Source organism: Streptomyces sp. NPDC054770, assembly GCF_053611985.1.
Genome location: NZ_JBSHBL010000001.1, coordinates 556,746 through 577,544, shown reverse-complemented (window position 1 = coordinate 577,544; position 20,799 = coordinate 556,746). Strand labels below are relative to the sequence as shown.

General features: G+C 73.0%; 18 protein-coding genes and 1 pseudogene. 8 read left to right on the top strand and 11 right to left on the bottom strand.

The features are described 5' to 3' along the window. The 3 genes and pseudogenes from ACWGKQ_RS02535 to ACWGKQ_RS02525 all read right to left on the bottom strand — a co-directional run. Positions 1-656, bottom strand: a pseudogene (locus ACWGKQ_RS02535) (VWA domain-containing protein); the annotation flags it as partial. 277 nt (positions 657-933) lie between these two features. Further along, a complete protein-coding gene (locus tag ACWGKQ_RS02530) occupies positions 934-2,889 on the bottom strand; it encodes an FUSC family protein (RefSeq protein WP_453289996.1) in 1,956 nt (651 codons plus the stop codon). A 259-nt stretch (positions 2,890-3,148) separates the two neighbouring features. After that, entirely contained in the window at positions 3,149-3,937 is a 789-nt protein-coding gene (locus ACWGKQ_RS02525; protein WP_453290010.1) for an alpha/beta fold hydrolase, read from the bottom strand. A gap of 75 nt (positions 3,938-4,012) precedes the next feature. On the opposite strand from ACWGKQ_RS02525, the gene ACWGKQ_RS02520 reads away from it, so the two are divergent. Next, positions 4,013-5,353: an aminotransferase-like domain-containing protein gene (locus ACWGKQ_RS02520; RefSeq protein ID WP_453289995.1), complete on the top strand. Its 1,341-nt coding sequence runs from the start codon at positions 4,013-4,015 to the stop codon at positions 5,351-5,353. Between the two features lie 30 nt (positions 5,354-5,383). Here the strand turns inward: ACWGKQ_RS02520 and ACWGKQ_RS02515 are convergent, their stop codons facing one another. From ACWGKQ_RS02515 to ACWGKQ_RS02505, 3 genes are all read right to left on the bottom strand, one after another. Beyond that, the gene (locus ACWGKQ_RS02515; RefSeq protein ID WP_453289994.1) at positions 5,384-5,977 is read right to left on the bottom strand and encodes an HAD family acid phosphatase; all 594 of its coding nucleotides are present in this window, start codon (positions 5,975-5,977) and stop codon (positions 5,384-5,386) included. Between the two features lie 113 nt (positions 5,978-6,090). Further along, positions 6,091-7,044: a hypothetical protein gene (locus tag ACWGKQ_RS02510; protein WP_453289993.1), complete on the bottom strand. Its 954-nt coding sequence runs from the start codon at positions 7,042-7,044 to the stop codon at positions 6,091-6,093. A gap of 300 nt (positions 7,045-7,344) precedes the next feature. Next, complete coding sequence (locus ACWGKQ_RS02505; RefSeq protein WP_453289992.1) at positions 7,345-7,785, bottom strand: hypothetical protein; 441 nt, start codon at positions 7,783-7,785, stop codon at positions 7,345-7,347. A 122-nt stretch (positions 7,786-7,907) separates the two neighbouring features. Here ACWGKQ_RS02505 and ACWGKQ_RS02500 point away from each other — a divergent pair, with 122 nt between their 5' ends. Beyond that, the gene (locus ACWGKQ_RS02500; RefSeq protein ID WP_453289991.1) at positions 7,908-9,038 is read left to right on the top strand and encodes a PP2C family protein-serine/threonine phosphatase; all 1,131 of its coding nucleotides are present in this window, start codon (positions 7,908-7,910) and stop codon (positions 9,036-9,038) included. 301 nt (positions 9,039-9,339) lie between these two features. Next, positions 9,340-10,395 carry a hypothetical protein gene (locus ACWGKQ_RS02495; protein WP_453289990.1) on the top strand — a complete coding sequence of 352 codons (1,056 nt, stop codon included), beginning with the start codon at positions 9,340-9,342 and terminating at the stop codon, positions 10,393-10,395. On the opposite strand, the gene ACWGKQ_RS02490 is transcribed toward ACWGKQ_RS02495, so the two are convergent. From ACWGKQ_RS02490 to ACWGKQ_RS02480, 3 genes are all read right to left on the bottom strand, one after another. Beyond that, entirely contained in the window at positions 10,392-12,365 is a 1,974-nt protein-coding gene (locus tag ACWGKQ_RS02490; protein ID WP_453289989.1) for an Ig-like domain repeat protein, read from the bottom strand. The two genes, ACWGKQ_RS02495 and ACWGKQ_RS02490, sit on opposite strands and share 4 nt — an antisense overlap. Before the next feature lie 163 nt (positions 12,366-12,528). Then, complete coding sequence (locus tag ACWGKQ_RS02485) at positions 12,529-13,293, bottom strand: NPP1 family protein (RefSeq protein WP_453289988.1); 765 nt, start codon at positions 13,291-13,293, stop codon at positions 12,529-12,531. 282 nt (positions 13,294-13,575) lie between these two features. After that, positions 13,576-13,773 carry a hypothetical protein gene (locus tag ACWGKQ_RS02480; protein ID WP_453289987.1) on the bottom strand — a complete coding sequence of 66 codons (198 nt, stop codon included), beginning with the start codon at positions 13,771-13,773 and terminating at the stop codon, positions 13,576-13,578. A 112-nt stretch (positions 13,774-13,885) separates the two neighbouring features. Here ACWGKQ_RS02480 and ACWGKQ_RS02475 point away from each other — a divergent pair, with 112 nt between their 5' ends. The 4 genes from ACWGKQ_RS02475 to ACWGKQ_RS02460 all read left to right on the top strand — a co-directional run bounded on the left by ACWGKQ_RS02475 (position 13,886) and on the right by ACWGKQ_RS02460 (position 18,897). Then, positions 13,886-15,229 (top strand): tetratricopeptide repeat protein, encoded by a 1,344-nt coding sequence (locus tag ACWGKQ_RS02475; RefSeq protein WP_453289986.1) that lies wholly within the window; start codon positions 13,886-13,888, stop codon positions 15,227-15,229. 175 nt (positions 15,230-15,404) lie between these two features. After that, positions 15,405-17,012 (top strand): amidohydrolase, encoded by a 1,608-nt coding sequence (locus tag ACWGKQ_RS02470; RefSeq protein WP_453289985.1) that lies wholly within the window; start codon positions 15,405-15,407, stop codon positions 17,010-17,012. 140 nt (positions 17,013-17,152) lie between these two features. Continuing rightward, a complete protein-coding gene (locus tag ACWGKQ_RS02465) occupies positions 17,153-18,157 on the top strand; it encodes a permease (protein WP_453289984.1) in 1,005 nt (334 codons plus the stop codon). After that, positions 18,154-18,897 (top strand): TIGR03943 family putative permease subunit, encoded by a 744-nt coding sequence (locus ACWGKQ_RS02460; RefSeq protein ID WP_453290009.1) that lies wholly within the window; start codon positions 18,154-18,156, stop codon positions 18,895-18,897. The genes ACWGKQ_RS02465 and ACWGKQ_RS02460 overlap by 4 nt, the downstream gene beginning before the upstream one ends. A 39-nt stretch (positions 18,898-18,936) precedes the next feature. Here ACWGKQ_RS02460 and ACWGKQ_RS02455 read toward each other — a convergent pair whose 3' ends face one another. Then, positions 18,937-19,743: a hypothetical protein gene (locus tag ACWGKQ_RS02455; RefSeq protein ID WP_453289983.1), complete on the bottom strand. Its 807-nt coding sequence runs from the start codon at positions 19,741-19,743 to the stop codon at positions 18,937-18,939. Positions 19,744-19,862: 119 nt separating this feature from the next. Beyond that, the gene (locus ACWGKQ_RS02450) at positions 19,863-20,384 is read right to left on the bottom strand and encodes a MarR family winged helix-turn-helix transcriptional regulator (RefSeq protein WP_453289982.1); all 522 of its coding nucleotides are present in this window, start codon (positions 20,382-20,384) and stop codon (positions 19,863-19,865) included. A gap of 55 nt (positions 20,385-20,439) precedes the next feature. Here ACWGKQ_RS02450 and ACWGKQ_RS02445 point away from each other — a divergent pair, with 55 nt between their 5' ends. Beyond that, positions 20,440-20,583, top strand: a complete 144-nt coding sequence (locus ACWGKQ_RS02445) for a hypothetical protein (protein WP_453289981.1) — start codon at positions 20,440-20,442, stop codon at positions 20,581-20,583. Positions 20,584-20,799: the final 216 nt, after the last annotated feature.

Sequence of the window (20,799 nt, the reverse complement as noted above, 5' to 3'; positions counted from 1 at the left end):
TCGGGGGTCGGTTCGGCTGCCGCCTCGGCTTCCGGGTCCGGGGTGGCCTCGGCCTCAGGGGTGGGTTCGGCAGCCGTCTCGGCGGCCGGTTCCGGGGTGGCCTCGGCCTCAACGGCGGGCTCGGGTTCCGGCTCGGGCTCGGTTTCGGACTTCGCGGCCGGCTCGGGCTCGATCACCGACTCCGGCTCGGCCGGGGTCTCGGCCGCCGGTTCCGGCGTGGGCTCCGCTTCGGCCGTCGGCTCCGGGGCGGCCTCTTCGGTCGCCTCTGCTGTCGGCTCGGTCTCAGGCTCGGCCTCGGCCACCGGCTCTGCCGTCACCTCGGCCTCGAGCTTGATCACCGAATCCGCCACCGGAGCCTCCTCGGCCACCGGCTCCGGCGATGTGTCCGGCTTGATTTCCACCTCGGGTTCGATCAGGCGCGTTGCCTGCTTCGGAACCGTTACGTTGTCGAAAGCCTGTGAGACCAGATCGTGTTCGTCGGTCGTTGCCGGGCGGGGCTCCGGGACCGCGGCCGGGGTTTCCGGTTCCGGGGTCTTCTGTGGGGGCGCCGGAGTCGGCGTGGACTGCGAAGGGAGCTGGTCTGCACCCTCTGCCTCGGCGGGGCGCGGCTTTCGCGACCTGCCGAATGCGTTCCGCAGGAGAGTGAGAATGCCCATGTGCGCAACCCTTCGCGTGAGTTGATACCCGTCAATCGCTGGCCAGGACGGACACGTAAGGTTAGCGGCCCCAGGTTGCGATCTTGGGGAGGGTCGATGACTCCTGTCGGGCGTACGGCGGTCGAGTCTCAGCCAGTTCCCAACTTCCCCACGGATCCGCTCAGTTCATCCCCCGTTCATTCGGTGGCCGTTCGTGTGCGCAGCCGCGCCCTTGGCGTCATGCTTGCACCAAGGGTTTGCAAAGGATGAGTAAAGTGGTGTGATGTGGGTGGGGCGGTCAGTGGGGGGAGGCGATCGCCCTGGCCGCCGCCACCTCCTGGCGCAGCGGTTCCAGGACGCTGTCCGGTGGGCCGGTGAGGTCGGTGCGGACCGCGACGAGGGTCTCCGAGCTGCGGACGCCCTCCGCCAGCTCGCGCAGTTGCAGGGCCACCTGGTCGACCTCGGCCTGGGCCGGTGGCGCCGCTCCGTGCCGTACCCGGACCCGGGCCGCCGTCGTCGCGTCGACGATGCGTTCCACGGCGACGACCAGGGGCCACCAGGCGGCCGCCAGACGGCCGGTGGGCGGGGGTTCGGTCAGGGCGCGCTGGAACTCGGTGCGGATGACGGACAGGTCGCGGTAGAGGCGGCGGCGCATCCGGGCCCGGGAGGCGGGGTCCGCGGCCGGCTTGAAGGCCAGCTCCACGTAGGCCCCGGTGTCCGCCACCGCGTCGGCCAGCCGGTCGCCGACCCGGGTGCGCCAGCTCTCCGGCCAGAGCAGGTAGCCGGCGATCAGCGCGATCGCGCAGCCCATCAGGGAGTCGAGGAGGCGGGGGAGGAGGAGCGCCGTGCCCTGGTGGTTCAGTACGTCGGACAGGAGCAGGATGACCGGGGTGATGGCGGCCGTCTGGAAGCCGTAGCCGCGGGGGGTGAGGGCGGGGACCAGCGGGGCCAGGATCATCATCACCGGTACGTCCCACCAGCCGCGCGGTACGACGGTGAGGACCGTCGCCGCCACCACCAGGCCCGCCACCGTGCCCACCGCGCGCAGCAGCGCCCGGGAGAAGACCGAGCCGAAGTCGGGCTTGAGGACGAAGGTGATGGTGAGGGCGACCCAGTAGGAGCGCGGGACCGGGACCAGGGAGACCAGGGCCTGCGCGATGCCGATGCACAGGGCCAGGCGGATGCCGTAGCGCCAGGAGTTGGCGGAGAGGACCACGTTGCGGGCGGCGCGGGCGGTGCGGATGCCGAGGGCGGCGGGGCGGCCCAGGCGGTCGTCGATGCCGCGCGGATCCACGTCGGGGGTGGTGGCGACCGCGGCCACGTGCCGCAGGGCGTGGTCGACGGCGCGGCCGGTCTCGTTGACCGGCGTGGGCAGGTCCAGCCCTATCGGGCCGGTGTAGCCGGTCTCGATGGCGTCGGCGATGTGCAGGACCGCCGCCGGGATCTCGGGCGGCAGCGGCTTTCCGGCGAGGCGGGCGAGCCGGACGGCGGGGGCGGCCTCCACCACCGGGGTGATCGCGTTCAACTGGGCCAGCATCCGGGTGAGTTCGCGACTGCGGCCGCGGTACCAGGCGCGCCGGGCCAGGATCAGGTCGTACGACTGGTTCAGCGACTCGGTGACGGTGCGCCGGGCGCGGTCGTACGCCTCGCCGTCGTCGGAGTCGCTGACGGACAGCAGGTCGGCGACCGTGCGGTAGGCGGCGGCGACCGCCGAGCGTTCCGGTACGCCCGAGCGCAGCGGCCAGGCCAGCAGGGCGAGGAGCAGGACCAGCAGGCCGCCGCCGGTCATCAGCACGGGGGTGAGCCACCAGGCGCCGGGCAGCGGCAGGCCCGCGCCGATCACGGAGTTGAGCAGGAGGAGGAGGCCGGAGACGGAGGACACCGCGCCGATCGTCGAGATCATCCCGGAGAGCAGGGCGATGCCGGTGATGACGGCGACCGTCAGCCAGCCCTGGCCGTAGACCAGGGAGCCGACGGTGACGCCGACCGCGCCGAAGAGCTGCGGGACCGCGATGTTGAGGATCCGCATCCGGTAGGCGTCGGCGGTGTCGCCGATGACCCCGGACAGGGCGCCCATCGAGGCCAGCGCCCCGTACGCGGGCTGTCCGACCGCCAGCCCGACGGCGAGCGGGATGCTCATGCCGAGGGCGGCGCGGGCGAGGGCGGCCCAGTTGAGGGGGGCCGCCTGCTGGGGCCGGAGGTTCCTTACCAGCCAGTCGGGAGGGGTGAGGCCGATGGGAAGCTCGCGGGACATGCGCCCATTATCGGGGGATCAGGGGCGGTACCGGAGGGCACCGCATCGGGGGCTGCCGCCCCCGGACCCCCGCGTTGGCCTGAACGGCCTCGTCCTCAAACGCCGGACGGGCTGGGGAGTGGGGTGCGGGCCGGCTGTCGTCCTCAGGCGCCGGACGGGCTGGGGAGTGGGGTGCGGGCCGGCTGTCGGGTTGGGGTTGGGGTTCGGGTCGGGGTCGGGGTTGGGGTTCGGGGCCGGTTGGTTTGTGGCTTGTTCGAGATCAGGAGTCTTCGTCCACTCGTGCCAGGAACTCCGCCAACGCCCGGTTGAACTCCTCCGGTCGTTCCAGGTTCGGCAGGTGGGACGCCTGGTCGATGATGCGGAGGGTGGCGTCGGGGAGGAGGGTGTGCAGCGTCTCGGCGTCGGAGACGGGGGTGTATGCGTCGGCCGCGCCGACCAGCACCAGGGCCGGGACCGTGACCTTCGTCAGCAGTGGGCGGTAGTCGGGGCGTTCGGCGCGGCCGCGCAGGGCCGCTGCCGCGCCCTCGGGGTCCGTGGCCGTCATCATGCGGTGGACGTGGGCCTTCACGTCGGGGTTGGCGTGCGGGGCGACCATCTTCTCCAGGACCTCGTCGGCGTAGCCGCGCATGCCCTCGCGGAGCAGCCGGTCGGCCATGGCGTTCCGGGACCGTCGGCCCTCCGGGGTCTCCGGGGCGGCGAAGGTGTCCGCCAGGACCAGGCCGCGGACGCGCTCGGGGCCGAGGCGGTCGTAGCACTCCATCGCGATCTGGCCGCCCATGGAGAGGCCGACGAGGACGCAGGCAGGCACGTCCAGTGCGTCGAGGAGTTCTTCCAGATCCGCCGCGAAGCGGGAGAGGAGGGTGATGCCGGGGATGACCGGGGAGGCGCCGTAGCCGCGCAGGTCGGGGGCGATGACCCGGCGGGTGGCGGCGAAGGCGGTCTGCTGGGGGTGCCACATGGTGCGGTCGAACGGGTGGCCGTGGATGAGGAGGAGGGGGGTGTGGGTGGATTGTGGGTCGTTGGTGTCATATGCGAGGAAGGGGGGCATGTGGTCGACCCTAGGCATCCTCAACTCCTCGGTGCAATAAGATCTTTGCTCTCGGTGCAATGGGGATGGGGGACCGTGGACGACTTTCGGGGGATCGCCGACCGGATCGCGCTGGACATCGCGCGGGGGCGGCTGCGGGCCGGGCAGCGGCTGCCGCCGCAGCGGGCGTTCGCACGGCGGCACGGGATCGCCGCCTCGACCGCCGGGCGGGTGTACGCCGAACTCGTGCGGCGCGGCCTTGTGGTGGGCGAGGTCGGGCGGGGCACGTTCGTGCGGGCCGCACCGGCCGCGCCGGAGGGGCGGGCGCTGGTCGAGGACGGTACCGCCGCCGTGCCCGGTTCCCGGGTCAATCTGGAGCTCAACTACCCCTCGGTGCCCGAGCAGTCGCAGCTGCTGGCCCCGGCCCTCGCTCCGCTGCTCCGGCCCGACGCGCTCACCGACGCCCTGCGGCCGGCCGCCGCCGACGGCACCCCGCAGGCCCGGGAGGCCGCCGTCGCGCTGCTCGGCACCGGCGACTGGCGGCCCGATCCCGGCCGCGTCCTCTTCACCGGCAACGCCCGGCAGGCCATCGCCGCCACCCTGGGGTCCCTGGTGCGGCCGGGCGGCCGGATCGGGGTGGAGCCGTTGACGTATCCGCTGGTCAAGGAGATCGCCGGGCGGCTGGGCGGCACGCTCGTCCCGGTGCGGACGGACGAGGAGGGGCCGGTCGTCGAATCCGTTCTCGCCGCGCACCGGGCCGCGCCGCTCTCGGCGCTCTACCTCCAGCCGACCCTGCACAACCCGACGTCGGTGACCGTCCCGGCCGAGCGCCGGCTCCAACTGGCGCGGGCCGTGAGCGACCTGGGGCTTCCGGTCGTGGAGGACCGGATCTGGTCGTTCCTGCATCGCGGCCCCGAGCCGCCGCTCGCCGCCCTCGCGCCCCGGCTCGTGCATCTCGTCGACGGGCTCTCCAAGCGGGTCGCGCCCGGTCTCACCGCCGGGTTCGCCGTCGTACCGGAGGACCGGGTGGACGCGGTGGCGGCCTCGGTGCGGTCCGGGGGGTGGAGTGCGGGGGCGTTCGCGCTGGAAGCGGCCGTGCGGTGGATCGGGGACGGGACCGTGGCGCGGCTGGTGGCGGCCAAGCGGGAGCAGGCCGTGCGGCGGCAGGGGCTCGTGCGCGAGGTGCTCGACGGGTTCGCCGTACGGGCCGATCCGTCAGGGTATTTCGCCTGGTGGGAGCTGCCCGAGCCGTGGCGGGCCGACGGTTTCACGGCGGCCGCGGCGGCCCGCGGGATCGCGGTCACGCCCGGTACCGCCTTCCGCGTCGACCCGAGGCGGACGCCGGACGCGGTACGGCTCGGGCTCGCGTCGGCGGCGGAGCCTGAGCTGGTGGGGGCGCTGCGGACGCTGGCCGCCCTTGCGGCGCAGCGTCCCTGAAGCGGCCCCGGCGGCGGCCCCCGAGGCGGGTCAGTCCAGCAGGCCGTCGTAGTCCGGCAGCTTGTACGTGGCGTCGGCGTAACCGCCGGTCAGGTCCGTCGTGTTGTTGCCGATGTCGGCGATGATGTCGTAGCCGTTCGCCTCGATCGCCTTGCGCTGCGAGGTCTTGAAGTCGGCCACGGACTCGGTCAGCAGCTGGGCGACCGTCCGCGCGTAGAGGCCGTCGACGGTGTACCCGACCGACTTCAGGTTCGCCTTGGTCACCACGTTGTACAGGTCGCTGCGGGCGCTGACGAAGAACACGCTGACCCCCTTGGCGTGCGCGTCCTGGGCGAGGGTGAGCACCGGCGGGGTGGCGGGGATCGTGATGCCGCCCTCGAAGTACGTCTCCAGCGAGGTGTTGTCGATGTCGAGGACGATCGCCTGCGTGGCGCCGGAGCCGTTGGCGGCGACCCGGCCGTCGATGTAGGTCTGCGCGGGGCCGGTGACGGCGGCGACGTCGGACAGCCACTGGGCCTCGGTGACGGTCGAGTCGGCGGCCTGCGCGGGCAGGGCGGCGGCGAACGACAGGGCGAGGCCGGCCGTGAGGACGACGGCGGCTCGGCGCGCGGCGGGACGGTTCATCGGTGAGGGCTCCTCAGCTCACGTCGGCCGCCGGTGTTCCGTACCGGTGGCCGTCGTTCCGCCACGGTGGTCGGCCGGGGCGCCCGCCGGGTGACCCCTGGAGAAGCAACCGGTTACATGACTGTCATGTTCTGGTCAGGAGCCTGTGAATCGGCCCTGAGGGACCCGGAATCGGCTGTGCCGGCGGCCGGTTGCCGCGCCTCCTGCGGCTTGAACCGGCGCACGCGTCCGCCGATCCAGGCTACCGCGGCCACCGTCAGGCCGAGGGCCAGGAGCAGCCAGGAGACCGTGCGGAGGGTCGACGTCAGGGCGTCGTAGACGGCGGCCGCGGCCGGGTGCGAGACGTCCGGCGGCAGGTCGGCCAGGGTGAGCCGGCGGCCGACCGAGAGGGCGAGGCCGAGCAGGCCGCCGCCCAGGGCCGTGCCCAGCGCGGCCGCCGCGACGGCGCGGCGGCGGCGGACGGCCACGGCGATGCCGCCGACCGCGAAGAGAACGGCCGCGACGGGAAGCCAGAAGCCGGCGACTTCGAGCACGTGGAACCCCTTCCTGAGCTGGTCCAGTTCGGCGGCCGGGAGTACGGCGACGGCCGTGTGCTGGACCGGGATACGGGCCGCGAGCGGCACATGGTCCTGGGTGAGCTGGTCCTTGACCTGGGCGGTGACCGGGGCGAGGTCGACGGTCACCGGCTCCTCGCGCTCGCCGTGGAGCGCGCGCAGCACGGCGTCGTGGGTGGCCCGGTTGCCGGCGTCCCAGGCCAGCCGGAACGCCCGGGTCTGGGTGAAGGAGCGCACCGCCTCGCGCACGAACGGTGCCACCGTGCCCCGCATCGGCCGGCCGACGTCCACCTCGCGCATGATGCCGTCGCCGACGGTGTCCGCCACGGCGTCCCGGACGTCGGGGTCGTCGGCCAGCGGCGCCATCGTGCTGACGTACTGCCCGGTGTCCGCCAGCCCGTACGCCGCCCAGGCCGCGAGCGCGCCGAACGGCAGCAGCAGGCAGGCCAGCACGATCAGCAGGGCCGACAGGGCGCCCCGCAGACGTGAGCGCGGCGCCGGCCAGGGGGACACGGGGGGCACGCTTCCAGGCAAGCCCCTGAGGGCCGGTCAGGCGAGCCGGGTGACTGCATTCGGGGGCATCGCGGGCGCAGGTCGAGCCGAACGGACGCCGTGCTCCGGTGGAGGGCTGACCCGAACGGGTGTTTCCTGGTCTGAGAGCGGCACGACCGAGCGGAGCGGTTCCACCGGGACGTCGTCGAGCGACCGCGCAGCGGCCTCGGCGACTGGTGAGGGGAAAAGGGGAACGCGTGGGCCCCGGCCGTGGTGGCCGGGGCCCATGCGTACGACGTGGAGGGCCGCTACCGGACGCCGCTACCGGATACGGTTCCCGGCCGCGTCCTCGTGCGTGTAGAACCGGTAGAACATCAGGATGAACGTCACCGCCGCGACCGCCAGTGACATGCCGATGGACCTGAGGACCGACTCCCCGGTCTGGCTGTACAGGAAGCCGAAGGCGATGCCCATGAACGCCGTCCACGCCACCGCGTGCAGCTCTCGCGACAGCCGTGGGGCATAGGTCAGCAGGGCGAACAGCACCACCGCGAAGACGAGCGCGGTCAGGAAGCCGAACAGCAGGTTCCAGCCGGTGATGGGGCCGCCGCTGCGCCGGTTCGCCGCGGCCCAGTCGCCGTAGATCAGCCCGGTCACCACGGGGACCGCCACCCGGGCCCTGGCGTGCGTCTGTGCGCTGAACACGTCGGGCGTACGGCCGCTCCGGGGCATACCGCCGGACGTGGGTGCCGCTTGAGCCATGAGCGTGCTCCTCTCTCCTCGCCCCCACCCTCCAGAGCACACCTGCGGGTACCCCCTGGCAAGTCGGTCCGCGCATTCCGTACGAAGTGCGGTGCGTCGCCGCCCGTGTTTCCCTGACTCTCGTGACCGACCACCAGGTTCTGCGGCGGCGGAAGGAGCTGCTGTGGGCCCGGGGTCGCAGCGTCGCCTGGGCGGCACCGCTCCTGCTGCTCGCCGGGATCACGGTGGTCGACCTGAACACCTCGGAGCGGTTCCGGATCGTCTCCTGGATCGTCCTGGTGCCCGGTATCGCGGCGGCGATCTGCGGGGTCCGGACGACGGCGGTGTTCGCGGTGCTGTCGGTGCTCGACTACGTCGTCGTGGACAACGCCTGGCCGCACCGGCACCGGGCCGGGCTGCCCGACTTCACCCTGGTCGCCTTCGCGGGGCTGCTGGCCGTCGTCGCCTGCGCGGTCCGCAAGAACGGCGAACGGCGGATGCTGCACATGCGGGACATCGCCGAGACGACCCGGCGGACCGTGCTGCGGGAGCTGCCGCAGGGGTGGGCCGGGCTCGACCACGCGGCGGTGTATCTGGCCGCCGACACCGAGGCCCGGGTGGGCGGCGACTTCTACGACATCCAGCCGGGGCTGTACGGCACGCGGGTGCTGGTGGGGGACGTCCAGGGCAAGGGGCTGGGGGCGGTGGAGACGGCGGCGGCGCTGCTGGGGACGTTCCGGGAGGCGGGGTACCACGAACGAGATCTGGCGACGGTGGCCGACCGGCTGGAGACCCGGATGATCCGGCACCGGAACCACACGGCCGCGATGGGCCGCGACGACGCCGACCGCTTCGCCACGGCGGTGCTGCTGGGCTTCCCGCCTGAGGCCGCGGACACCGTGGAGGTGGTCAACTTCGGCCATGAGCCGCCGCTGGCGGTGGGACCGGAGGGCGTACGCCCGCTGCCGCCGGGCGGCGGACTCCCGCTGGGCATGTCCGAGTTGGCCCCCGGCACGGGCCCGCCGCCGACACTGACCGTCACCCTGGCCCCGGGGGAGACCCTCCTCATCACCACGGACGGGGTCACCGAAGCCCGGGACCGGCACGGGACGTTCTACGACCTCACGGGCCAGTTGGCCCGCACGGCGAGCGGCGACCCGGACGCCGCCGACCCCGACCGGCTGGTCGCCCGGGTCCGTGACAGCGTCATGCGCCACAGCGGCGGCCGCCTGGCCGACGACACGACGGTCTTCGCGGTACGCCGGACGTTCTAGAGCCCTTCGGTAGCTGCTCTTGATCCACCTGGTCGTGCTGAGCTCGTTGCTCCCCCGCGCCACCAGGGACCGGTCGCAGGGGATTTGCTTCGCCCCGCGACGCTCGACAGGCGCAGCGTCACGAAGGGGTGAATCGCCTTCCGGCACTCTTCGAGTGGCCGCTGGCTTGTCGCGGGCCGTCCGCGCGGGCACCGAAAATCCGGCAGAAGGCGCTGTTCGCCCGTACCGCGTCCCCACTTTGCAAGCGCAGCGGTTACCGTGCTGGCGTAAGTGAAAACGGGGAACAAAGGGGGAGGGCCCGATGCCCGGAACCGTGCTGCTGCTCGCGGCCTCGCCGACCGGCAAAGCGCGTCTGGTGGACGCGGCCTCCGTGCTCCCCGTGCTCGCGGCCGTGCCCCCGCCGATACTCTCCGGCACCGAGACCGCCAACGTCGTCGAACTCGCCGACCCCCTGGAGCCGCAGGCCGTGCTGACCCGGCTGCGCGCCGCGGCCGCCGCCCCCGGTCCGCTGACCGTGTTCGTCACGGGCCAGCTGCACCTGGACCGCAAGCAGCGGCTGCCGCACCTCGCGCTCGCCCGGACCACGCCCGCCACCGTCCGCTACACCGGCCTGCCGTGGCACTGGATCCGGGAGGAGCTGCGGCTGCGGCCGGCCGGGGCGACCACCCTCGTGCTGGATCTGCACGCGGATCCTGAGGTCTGGGAGCAGTTGCACACCGTGCCGCTCGACTCCGGGCGGAACAACGCCGTGCACGGGCGGATCGCGCCGCCGCCCGCCCGGCGGGGGGCCGGCGCACCGTCGTACATGAAGGCCGTGGCGACCGTGCTGCGCAGCGGGCACCGGCCGGCGATGGCGGAGCTGCACCGGCAGGTGCTCGCGCGGCTCGGGGCCGAACTCGCCTCCGACCTGCTGTTCAGCACGCACACCCCGGACAGCGGGGATCCGCACGACGCCATCAGCGCGGCCGCGCGGGACGGGCGGTACGCCGACGCGGACGAACTCGCCGCCCGCTGGGAGGAGGCGGCCGCGCGGGCGCACGGCCCGGCCTGTGAGGACGCCCTGCACTGGTCCGAGGTACGGGCCGACCTCGCGATGTTCGCGGGGGACGCGGCACGCAGCTGCCGTACCTGGCTGACCGTGGCGCACGCCCGGCTGGCCGCGGGGCAGCCCGCCGACGCACCGGCCGTCGAGGCGGCCGTGGACCGTGCCCACCACCAGTGGGGGGCCATCAAGGACACGGCGCGGGCCCGTGAACTCGGGCCCGCGCTCGCGGAGTTGAGACTCAGGGTGCCGGGCCGCCGGGAGGGTGCGCTGGAGAACGTCCAGCAGCACCTGCGGCAGCTCCAGACCAGCTAGCTCGTGAAGGTGAAGTACTTCCAGGCGCCGTAGGTCGTGGAGTTGACCGTGTCGCCGGACGTGCCGTTGATGTAGTCGGAGCGGACGCGGAAGCGCCAGCCGACGTCGTCCTTGTGGCTGCCGGTGAACTCGACGCGGGAGGTGCCGTCGGTGGCCAGTGCGAAGTACTTCGAGGTGTCCGCGTACCACTTGCCCTGGTAGTAGACCTGGAAGTCGAACCGCTGGGAACGGCCGCCGTAGTACGGCATCTTGGTCGTGAACAGCGGGTTCTTGGTCTTGTGGAAGTAGGCGTAGGTCTGGCCCCAGGCCTTCTTCGACTTGTACTGGCGGCTGACCGCCATGGAGACGCTGACCTTCGCGCCCACCGAGCTGGACACCGACCGCGGCTGCCAGCGGGCGTCGCCCGCGAACTTGGCGGTGACCTTGGTGTCCCGCTTGAGGTCGAGGACCACGGACAGGTTGCCGTGCGAGTCGACCTTCCCGGACTTCGCCAGCTTGTCGGGCTTGTCCGAGCCGAACGGGTCGGCCCAGATCTCCACCGTGCGGTTCTTGTACGTCGTGCCGAGGTGGGCCGTGAACTTCACGTCCTTCCCGTACGCGTACACCTTGCCGTTGTTGTTCAGCGTCAGCGTCGGCTTGGCGCGCGAGACGTCCACGGTGTCCTTGGCGGAGGCGGCCGTGTGCTCGCCGTCGCCCGCGTAGGAGACCGTGTACGTCACCTTGCCGCCGGCCGGCGGGGTGTCGGTGAAGGAGTAGGTGCCGTCCGCCTTGACCGTGACCGCGGGCAGCGCCTTCCCGTTCGGGGAGTCCAGGTCGGTACGGGTGACCGTGACCTGGGTGCCGGCGGGCAGCGCGGCCGTCGAGGAGACCGTGCCGGTGACGGTGAGCTGCTTGGCGCGGGTCGCCGACGCCGGGGCGTTCACCGTGACGGTGGTGGCCGCCCGGCCCGGGGTGTCGAACTCGCGCAGGGAGTACACACCCTGGCTGTTGTAGGTCACCGCGAACAGGCGGGAGGTGTCCGGCGCCCAGGCGAGGCCCGCGGCGGCGACCAGGTCGGAGCCGCTGCCGCCGCCGGTGTTCGGCAGGTCGTAGCTGCGCACGGCCTCGCTGCTGCCCGGGTGGAAGATGTAGATGTCCGGGTCGTAGGAGGCGTCGCTGCCGCCCGCGACCGTGCCGTCGGGCGCGATGGCGACCGCGTTCGGGTAGTTGATGCTGGTGTACTTGCCGTCCTCGTTGAGGTCGGACGTCTTGAACACCTGGTGGTAGTACGGCGCGCCGCTCGCCACCACGACGTCCTTGCCGTCGGGGGTGACCTGGAGGTCGCCGAGGTTGCTGCCCGCGTCGCGGGTGCTGGCCAGCCTGGTCGCGGTGCCCGACGAGACGTCGTAGGAGGACAGCTCGACGGGGCTCTGGTCGACCGCGCCCGCGACCAGGACGTCGGAGCCGGGCGCCGCGTCCAGGAGCGGCGCCTGGTACCAGCTGTTGTCCTGGTTGAGGGTGACCTCGTGCTGGTCGTCGGCCAGGTCGACCGAGCCGATGTTGCCGGCCGCGGCACCGCCGTAGCCGAACCACAGCTTGCCGCCGGCGAGGGCGACGCTCAGCGGCTTGTCGCCGACGGCGTACCGGGTGGTCTCGGTGTCCGTCGCCGTGTCGATGACGGCGATGGCGTCCAGGTCCTGCACGGCCGCGTAGAGCGTGCCGGAGTCGGCCGACAGCTCGAGTCCGTCGACCCCGGACAGGTTGGTCGTGAGCTGCTTGAGCACATTGCCCGAGTAGTCGGTGACGACGATCTTGCCGTTGCTCGGGTCGCTGATGAAGACCTGCTGGTGAGCGCCGTCGACGACGATGTCACCGGTCGACTTGACGGGCAGCAGGGCGCTGGTGTCGGCGAAGGCCGGAGCGGCGGCCAGGGCCGCCGAACTGAAGAGAACCGCCAGGGTGGTGGCGGCCGTGACGGTGCGCATACGCACGCTGATTCGAACCCCCCGGATCGAATGAAGTGGGCGCCACGGAACGCGGCCCACGAGACTGTGTGTGCGTTCTCTGTGGGCCGCGTGTGGCGGATGCAACGAAGACTAGGTCATGCCACTGACAATCAGCATCCGGGATTCAGGGGCGGGGGGCCGCATCTCGTCAGGCGTACGGGTCGAACGTGATCGCGCTCGGCTTGGCCTTGTTGAGGTGGTCGTCGAACTTGGCGTCCTGGAGCGGGAGGTTCGCGTCGCCCCAGTCGGAGGCGTTCAGGATGTCCCGCAGGTTGGAGGCCATGTTGTCCCAGGTGAGCAGGTTCTCCTGGTGCCAGGCGGCGTCGTCGTTCTCCGGGGTCTCGCCCCACTTGGCGAACCGGAAGTCATGGGTGCTCAGGCCGTCCTTGTGGTAGACGACCTGGACGCGCTGGCCGCTCATCGGGACGTCGGCGACCGCCTCGGTCTCGAAGTCGCCGTGCTGGGAGGCGGACAGGTACGACGGGTAGTCGGCGCCCTGCTGGACCCAGACGACGATGCACTCCCAGTCGTGGCGGTGCCCGATGCCCGGGGACGCCTCGTCCTTCTCGAAGTAGCTGGCGTAGATGATCCCGCACCAGCCGTTGTTGCACTTGGCCCGCGAGTAGGTGTTGGCGTGGTCGAGATGGCCGGTGCGGCAGCTGCCGGTGACCGAACCGGTCGGCTTCAGACCGCCGTTGAGGTTGCCGTCGGGGTCGATGGCGGCGGCGGGGTAGCAGCTGTCCGTGTCGTAGTCGTACAGCGGCTCGAAGAACTTCTGGAACGTGGTCGCGTTCTCGGGGAGGTTCTGGAGCACCCCGGCGGAGGCGCTGAAGGGGAGGGCGAGGGTGAGCGCGGCGGCGCTGCCCGCGACGGCGGCGGCTCGGCCGAGGCGGCGGGTCCTGGTTCTGGACATCGGGGGGCTCCAGTCGACGGTCCGGGGTGCGTGTGTTCGTGTGCGCGTGGACGCGGTCCGTTGGTACGGTCCTTTTCGTCCCGGACATGACATCCGTGCGCCCGGACCAAGACTGGCAAGTTGAGCGTTCAATGGAAGGGCTTTCTGTCAAACAGGGAGCGGCAATTCGCGGAACTGATCAACGTGCGCACGCAGCGGGAAGGCCCCCGGCGGGACAGGGGGAGGGTCCCGCCGGGGGCGATCGTGGGGTGGGGGGAGGCCCCGGCGCCGCGGGGCGGGTTCCTAGTGGCCGGCGGTGTGCCGGGCGGTCGCCGAGGCGGGGGAACCGTGGGTGTCGTCCGTCGCCCTGGCCGGGCCGGCGTTGGCGGCGGTGATGAGCGCGGCCACGGCAATCACGGCGGCCGCGACACCGCGGGCGTAACGTGCGGTGGGGCTTGCGGTGCGGCTTGCGGTGGGGCGTGCGGATGTGCGTCCTGGCACGGCGACCTCGCAACAACAGGGGCGGGTTAAGCACGTTTAATTCGCGGTTTAACCTAGGGGTAGGCAGAGCTCAACGGCAAGAGGTACAGGGGGAGTTGGGGGGAATGACAGGATGCAGGAACGGGACGATCCGGAGACCATAGGGCGGCGGGTGCAGCAACTGCGCACCGAACGCGGCCTGACCCAGCGGCAGTTGGCCGAACCGGCCTACACGCCCGCCTACATCTCCACGCTGGAGGCCGGGCGGGTCCGGGCCTCCGACGAGGCGCTGCGGCACATCGCGGGCCGGCTCGGCATCGGCTTCGAGGAACTGGCCAGCGGGCGCCCCGCCCACCTCGCCACCGACCTGCGGCTGCGGCTCACCGAGGCGCAGCGCACCCTGGCCACCGGCGAGGCCGAGGCGGCCGCCGCCCAGTACGCCGCCCTCTTCGAGGAGGCGGAGGCGCACGGGCTCGCGGTCGAGCAGGCCACCGCGCTGCTCGGGATGGGCGAATGCGCCCTGGACACCGGTGAGCTGGGGCAGGCCAGGGAGTTCTTCGAGCGGGCCGAGCTGTGGACGGCCGGGGAACCGCTGCCGGTACGGGTGCCGGCGATCCGCGGCCGCGCGGTCAGCCACTACCTCGCGGGTGAACTCCGGTACGCCGTCTACCTCCTTGAGACCACCCTCGACGAACTGAACCGCGGCGGCCTGCACGACCCCGACGCCCTCCTGCTCCTGTACGCCTCCGCCATCGGCCCGTACATGGACATGGGAGCCCACGCCCGCGCCGCCCAGGCTGCCGAACTCGCCCTCGCCCTCGCCCCGCAGGCCGCCGACCCCGCGCTGATCGCCCGGATGCACCGCTCCGTCGCCCGCACCCTGCTCGCCGAGGGCCGGGTCGCCGAGGCCGACGCCTCCCTGGCCAAGGCGGCCGAGCTGTACCGCCAGCTCCAGCTCCGTACCGAACTCGCCAACTGCCATTGGATGCGCGGCTACGTCTATGCCCAGAACGGCGAACTGGAGCGTGCGGAGCGGGAGTTGCGCGAGGCCCTCGCCATGCTGTCCGAGACCCGCGCCGCCCTGTACCGCAGCCAGGCGGCCGTGGAGCTGGCCGACGTCCTGCACCGCAGGGGCAAGTCCGAGGAGGCCGCCGAGCTGCTCCACGACGTCCTCGGCGACTTCTCCTCCGAGCGCGGTGCGGTCCACTCGGCCGCCGCGCACCGCCTCCTCGGCATCATCGCCGAGGACGCCCGGGACACCGAGGCGGCGGAGGAGCACTACGTACGGGCGCTGAGCCTGCTGGAGCGGGCGGGCGCGGCGGGCGACCTGGCGGACCTGTGCCGCCTGCTGGGCGACCTGCTGCGCCGCACCGGCCGGGTGGAGGCGGCACTGGACGCCTACCGCACCGGACTCGGCCACCGTACGGCCCCGGGCACGACGACCCTGGGACCGGCACCGGCACAGCCGCCGCTGTAGCGGACACCGAGCGTGCCCGGCATCTGTCGCATGATCTGCGTGCCGGGCCGCTCAGATGGCGTACTTCCTGCCCTGAGGCCCCGAGTATGGCGGTGATCCACCGATCGGCTTCTAGAACAGTCTCGTCAGCGCAACGCGAGACCTTCGCAACGCTTTCGAGCTGAGGGAGAAGACGATGACCGACCACGGAGCCGACCTGCTGATCCGCGCCGGCGCGGTGCACACCCTGGTCCCCGGGCAGGCGCCGCAGCGGGCCCTGGCCGTGCGCGGCGACCGGATCACGGCCGTGTCCGCCGACCCGCACGGCCTCGACCACCTGGTGACCACGGAGACCCAGGTCCACGACCTTCCCGGCGCCACCGTGCTGCCCGCCTTCGACGACACCCACACCCACCTGATCTTCGCCGCGCTCGGCGCCCAGGACGTCCCCGTCCACCAGGCCCGCACCATCCCCGAGTTCCTCGACCTGATCCGGCAGCGGGCCGCGGTCACCCCCGAGGGCGAGTGGATCCGCACCACCACCAACTGGCAGGAACTGAACCTGGGCGAGCGCCGCCTGCCCACCGCCGCCGAACTCGACACGGCCACCGACCGGCACCCCGTCCTGGTCAAGCGCGGCGGCCACAACGACGTCGTCAACAGCTACGCGCTGCGCCTCGCCGGCATCACCGAGGACACCCCCGTACCGCCCGGCGGCACCATCGGCCGCGGCGCCGACGGCAAGCTGGACGGCCGGCTGGTCGACAACGCCCTGCACCTGGTCGAGCGCCTGGTCCCGGCCCCGGACCGGGCCCAGCGCATCGAGGGACTCCGGATCGCCACCCGCGACTACGCCGCCACCGGCATCGGCACCGTGCGGGACTGCGCGGTCACCCCCGAGGACTACCGGGTGCTGCGGGCCGCCCGCGAGGCGGGCGCACTGCACACCAGGGTGCGCGCGCTGATCTCGGCGCTCGGCATGACCAGCGCGGCCCAGGTGGAGGACCTGCTCGACGTCATGGAGGAGTGGCGCGACACCTCCGACCCGCGGCTGTCGGTGTGGGGCGTGAAGTTCGGCCTCGACGGCGGCCTGGAGGCCGGTGCCACCGAGGAGCCGTACGCCTGCGACCACTCCTTCTCCGGCATGCTGATCTGGGAGCCGGACGCACTGGTCGAGGCGGTCGAGGCCGTCGTACGGCGCGGCTGGCGGGCCGGCACCCACGCCTACGGCGACCGGGCCGTCCGCACCCTCCTCGACGTCTACGAGCGCGTCCTGGAGCGCAACCCCGGCCTGCCCGCCGGTTCGCTGGTCATGGAGCACGGCGGCCTCGCCGGCCCCGAGCAGCGCGCCCGCGCCGTCGCCCTCGGCGTGCCGGTCACCATCCAGCAGCCGCTGCTGCACGACACCGCCGAGGTCGAGGAGGTCTTCTGGGGCCCGGAACGGGTCGCCCGCCTCTTCCCGGCCCGCGGCTGGATCGACCTGGGCGCCCAGGTCAGCGCCGGTTCCGACTTCCCGGTCGGCCAGTTCGGCGCGATGCGCTCGGTGTGGGGCATGACGACGCGGCAGACGGTCATCGGCGTGAAGGGCCCCGAGCACGCGATCACCTACGACGAGGCCCTGACCCTGCACACCACCCAGGCGGCCCACCTCACGGGCGAGGACCGGCTCCGCGGCACCCTGACCCCGGGCCGCTGGGCCGACTTCACGGTCTGGGACCGGGACCCGGCGAACGCCTCCGGCGAGGAACTGCGGGACCTGAAGCCGACGCACACGTTCGTCGGCGGTGCCCTCGTCACTCCGTGAGCGGACGCGCCCCTTCAGGGGCGCGGGGCTGTATCGATGTGCGGCTCCGCCGCGTGGGCGCGACCAGCCCCCACCGGCCCGCACCCGACACACAGCAATCTCTGTGCCGAGCAACAGCTCCATTCACTAGCGTCCCTCACGTGCAAGACCAACGGACAGTCGCCGACGGCCTGCGTCTTCTGACACGGGCCGTCGTCCACGTGGTCCTCGGCGGCTCCGCCCTCCTCGCCATCGCCACCGTCGCCTCCGTCCTCGGCCCCACCCTCGCCCTCGACCTCTACACCCCACCGGTCGCCGCCTGGTGGACCGTGTTCACCGCGGTCGCCGTCCAGGGCGTCCCCTTCCTCCTCCTCGGCACGGTGGTCTCCGCGGCGATCGCCGCCTTCGTCCCGGAACGGGTCTTCACCCGCCTCCTCCCCCGCAACCAGGCCCTCGCCGTTCCCGTGGCGGGGGCCGCGGGCGTCGTCCTGCCCGGCTGCGAGTGCGCCTCCGTCCCGGTGGCCGGCAGCCTGATGCGCCGCGGGGTCGCCCCCGCCGCGGCCCTCGCCTTCCTCCTCTCCGCACCCGCGATCAACCCGGTCGTCCTGGTGGCGACCTCGATCGCCTTCCCCGGTCAGCCGAAGATGGTGCTGGCCCGCCTGCTCGCCTCCCTCGGCACGGCGGTGGTGATGGGCTGGCTCTGGGCCCGGTTCGGCCGCGACGACTGGCTGCGCCCGCCCCGCACCGCCCACGACTCCCACGCCACCGGCCCGCGCGCCTTCGTCACCGGCCTCCAGCACGACTTCCTGCACGCCGGCGGCTTCCTGGTGCTGGGCGCGGCGGCCGCGGCGACCTTCAACATCGCCGTGCCCAGATCGGTCCTCGACGTCTTCACCGGCTCGGCGTGGACCGCCGTCCCGCTGCTCGCGGTGCTCGCCGTCGTGCTGTGCGTGTGCAGCGAGGCCGACGCCTTCGTGGCCGCCTCGCTCAGCGCCTTCCCGGCCCCGGCCCGGCTGGCGTTCATGGTGGTGGGCCCGATGGTCGACCTGAAGCTGATCGCCCTCCAGGCCGGCACCTTCGGCCGGGGCTTCGCGCTCCGTTTCTCCTCGGCCACCTGGCTGGTGGCGTTGTCGGCGAGCGTCCTGGTGGGGTGGTGGCTGCTGTGAGGCGCTACGGCGGACCGGTCCTGCTCTGCCTGGTCGGTGCGGCGGCCCTGCGGATCACGCTCTTCAGCGACCTGTATCTGCGGTACGTGCAGCACGCGTTGCGCCCGTACCTGATCGTGTCCGGCACCGCCCTGATCCTGCTGGGCGTGACGACGGCGGTACTGAGAAGCCGCACGGCGGCCGACGACGAGAACGACGACGCGGACCACGTCGGTGACGGCCACGCCCACGGCCATCACGGTGCCGCCGGTCCCCGGATCGCCTGGCTGCTCACCCTCCCGGCTCTCGCCCTGCTCCTCTTCCCGCCCCCGGCCCTGGGTTCGTACAGCGCGGGGCGCGAGGCGGCGCAGCGGGCGGCGCAGGGGGTCGGGGCCTTTCCGGCGCTGCCGGCCGGGAACCCGGTGGAGCTGACGCTCGCCGCGTTCAGCTCGCGGGCGATCTACGACAGCGGACGCTCGCTGACGGGCCGTACGGTCCGGATGACGGGCTTCGTGACGCACGGTTCCGGCGGCACCTGGTACCTGACCCGGCTGATGGTGACGTGCTGCGCCGCCGACGCGACCACCAGCAAGGTCGACATCCGGGGCGAGGACGCGCCGCCCACCGACACCTGGGTCACCGTCACCGGCACCTGGCACCCGAAGGGCAGGCTGGGTTCGGACGCGGCGTGGCCGCCGGTGCTGGACGCGGCGTCGGCGAAGACGGTGCGGCAGCCGTCGGACCCGTACGAGACACCCTAGGCCGGTCCCAGGCCGGTCCCCGGCCGGTCCGAGCCGGTCCTAGGCCTGCGCCCGCCCCTGTTCCCTTACCTGGGCCAGCCGTTGGACGCCGATGTCGAGGGCCTGTTCGGTGGTGTCGCCGGGGAGGGTGCCGAGGGCGCCGGCGGTGAGGACGATCGCGTCGTCGCCGACCCGGACGACGGCGACGTCGAGGGTGAGGGTGGTGGGGTCGGCGTCGGCGGAGGGCTGTGCGGTGAGGGTGACCCGCAGCCCCTGCCGCGCGTCGCCGAGGCCCTGCAGTGCGGCGTCGGTGACCTGGACGGCCTCGGTCCCGGCCGCGGTGGTCTGCGCGGTGAACTGCCCGCAGGTGCCGGGCAGGGTGCGCAGCCAGGCCAGGGTGCGGTCGATGTCGGCGGAGCGGCTCGCGTCGACCTGGTACCGGAGCTGGGCCGCGTCGTCGCCGTCGTCGAGGGAGGTGACGGCCTGCGGGCCGGCCGGGGCGCCGAGCAGTTCGTCGGTGTACAGGGCTTCCAGGAGGCGCTGGCAGTCGGCTTGCCCGGTGGCCGCCTTGAGCAGCCCGTCGTGCCAGGTGGCGGTGGAGTCCGCCGCCGTCCACGGCACGCCCAGGTCGCTCTCGCCGATCAGCGCGGCCTGCGCCTGCGCGGGGGTGAGCGCCGGGGTGCCGGGTGAGGCGGCGGGGCTGGCCGGGGCGGCCGGGGCGGGCCGTTCGGCGGCGGTCGCGGTCGCGGCCGGGGCGGAGGCGTGAGCGTCGGCTGCCGGCGGCCCGGCGGCCGTACAGGCGGTGGCGGTGACGGTGACGGCGGTGAGGAGGCCGGCCACGACAGGGCCGGAGGCGGTGACTCTCATGACGGGCGGGGCCTCCCCGGGAACCAGGAGCAGCGGAACGCGTGCTCCCACGGCACCACCGCCCGGGCCCGCCCACCACCGCTCCGGTCCGTCCGGGTGAGGCGTGTGCGGTGGGCCGGTCACCCGGGGCCGGGGCCGGTGCCGGTGCGGTTGCGGGGGCCTCGGGCGGCGGGGAGCTGCCGCAGGCGTTCGGTGTGCTCCTGCTGGATGTCGCGGCTGCGGGTCAGGTAGTCGGCGATCAGGGCGAGTTGCTCGGGCGTGTAGCGGGGCAGGAGGCGCTCGGCGGTGTCGGCGAGGAAGGGGCCCATCAGGCCGTAGGCGCGTTCGGTGAGGTCCGGGGTGGCGCGGACGACGGTCCTGCGGCGGTCGGTGGGGTGCGGGCTGCGGCTGAGGTAGCCGAGCTTCTCCAGGCGGTCGAGCATGGCGGTGACGCTGCCGGTGCTCAGGCCCAGCCTGGTGCTCAGGGCGCGGGGGGCTGTCTCCTCGACGTCCAGCAGGATCTCCAGGCAGCGCAGATCGGTCTCGTTGACGCCCAGCAGCCGGGCCAGCTCGCGGTCGAAGTCGTCGACGGCCGCCTGGTAGCTCTGGACGACCCTGCCCAGGTCCGGGGCGGACGGACCGGATTCCCTTTCGCTTGACATTCGAGAGACCTCCCTGCGTGGCGATGATGCTATTCGAGGAGCATGTGAAGCGGTCATGTCGTCCACGGCACCCCAGGGAGCCCTGACCACCACGGACGGCGTCGGCAACACCCCGCCCTACGCTAAGCGCTGGGCGGCCGCGATCGGCATGATCCCGGCGGCGCTGCCCAGACCCTGGCCGAGAAGGCGAACGGCGTGAAGGCGCCCATGCCGTGGGAGACGGCCCGTACTCCTCCGCCGGGCTCCTGGCCCGGTGGGCGGCGAGGTCCGCCCGGCTGCCGGCGGCACCGGTGACCCGAAGTCCTGGTACAGGCACCAAGTCGCCGGTACCCGGCCGGACTTGGCCGTGACGTCCGGGCAGGGCGCCAGGGCCGCGCGCGAGCGACTGCCCACGGCCGGGCCGCTCCCCTCTGCC

What these genes read in the sequence shown, in the direction of transcription:
- ACWGKQ_RS02530 (WP_453289996.1), bottom strand. Translation starts at nt 2,889, where the DNA reads ATGTCCCGCGAGCTTCCCATCGGCCTCACCCCTCCCGACTGGCTGGTA.
- ACWGKQ_RS02525 (WP_453290010.1), bottom strand. Translation starts at nt 3,937, where the DNA reads ATGCCCCCCTTCCTCGCATATGACACCAACGACCCACAATCCACCCAC.
- ACWGKQ_RS02515 (WP_453289994.1), bottom strand. Translation starts at nt 5,977, where the DNA reads ATGAACCGTCCCGCCGCGCGCCGAGCCGCCGTCGTCCTCACGGCCGGC.
- ACWGKQ_RS02505 (WP_453289992.1), bottom strand. Translation starts at nt 7,785, where the DNA reads ATGGCTCAAGCGGCACCCACGTCCGGCGGTATGCCCCGGAGCGGCCGT.
- ACWGKQ_RS02495 (WP_453289990.1), top strand. Translation starts at nt 9,340, where the DNA reads ATGCCCGGAACCGTGCTGCTGCTCGCGGCCTCGCCGACCGGCAAAGCG.
- ACWGKQ_RS02485 (WP_453289988.1), bottom strand. Translation starts at nt 13,293, where the DNA reads ATGTCCAGAACCAGGACCCGCCGCCTCGGCCGAGCCGCCGCCGTCGCG.
- ACWGKQ_RS02475 (WP_453289986.1), top strand. Translation starts at nt 13,886, where the DNA reads ATGCAGGAACGGGACGATCCGGAGACCATAGGGCGGCGGGTGCAGCAA.
- ACWGKQ_RS02470 (WP_453289985.1), top strand. Translation starts at nt 15,405, where the DNA reads ATGACCGACCACGGAGCCGACCTGCTGATCCGCGCCGGCGCGGTGCAC.
- ACWGKQ_RS02455 (WP_453289983.1), bottom strand. Translation starts at nt 19,743, where the DNA reads ATGAGAGTCACCGCCTCCGGCCCTGTCGTGGCCGGCCTCCTCACCGCC.
- ACWGKQ_RS02450 (WP_453289982.1), bottom strand. Translation starts at nt 20,384, where the DNA reads ATGTCAAGCGAAAGGGAATCCGGTCCGTCCGCCCCGGACCTGGGCAGG.
- ACWGKQ_RS02445 (WP_453289981.1), top strand. Translation starts at nt 20,440, where the DNA reads ATGTCGTCCACGGCACCCCAGGGAGCCCTGACCACCACGGACGGCGTC.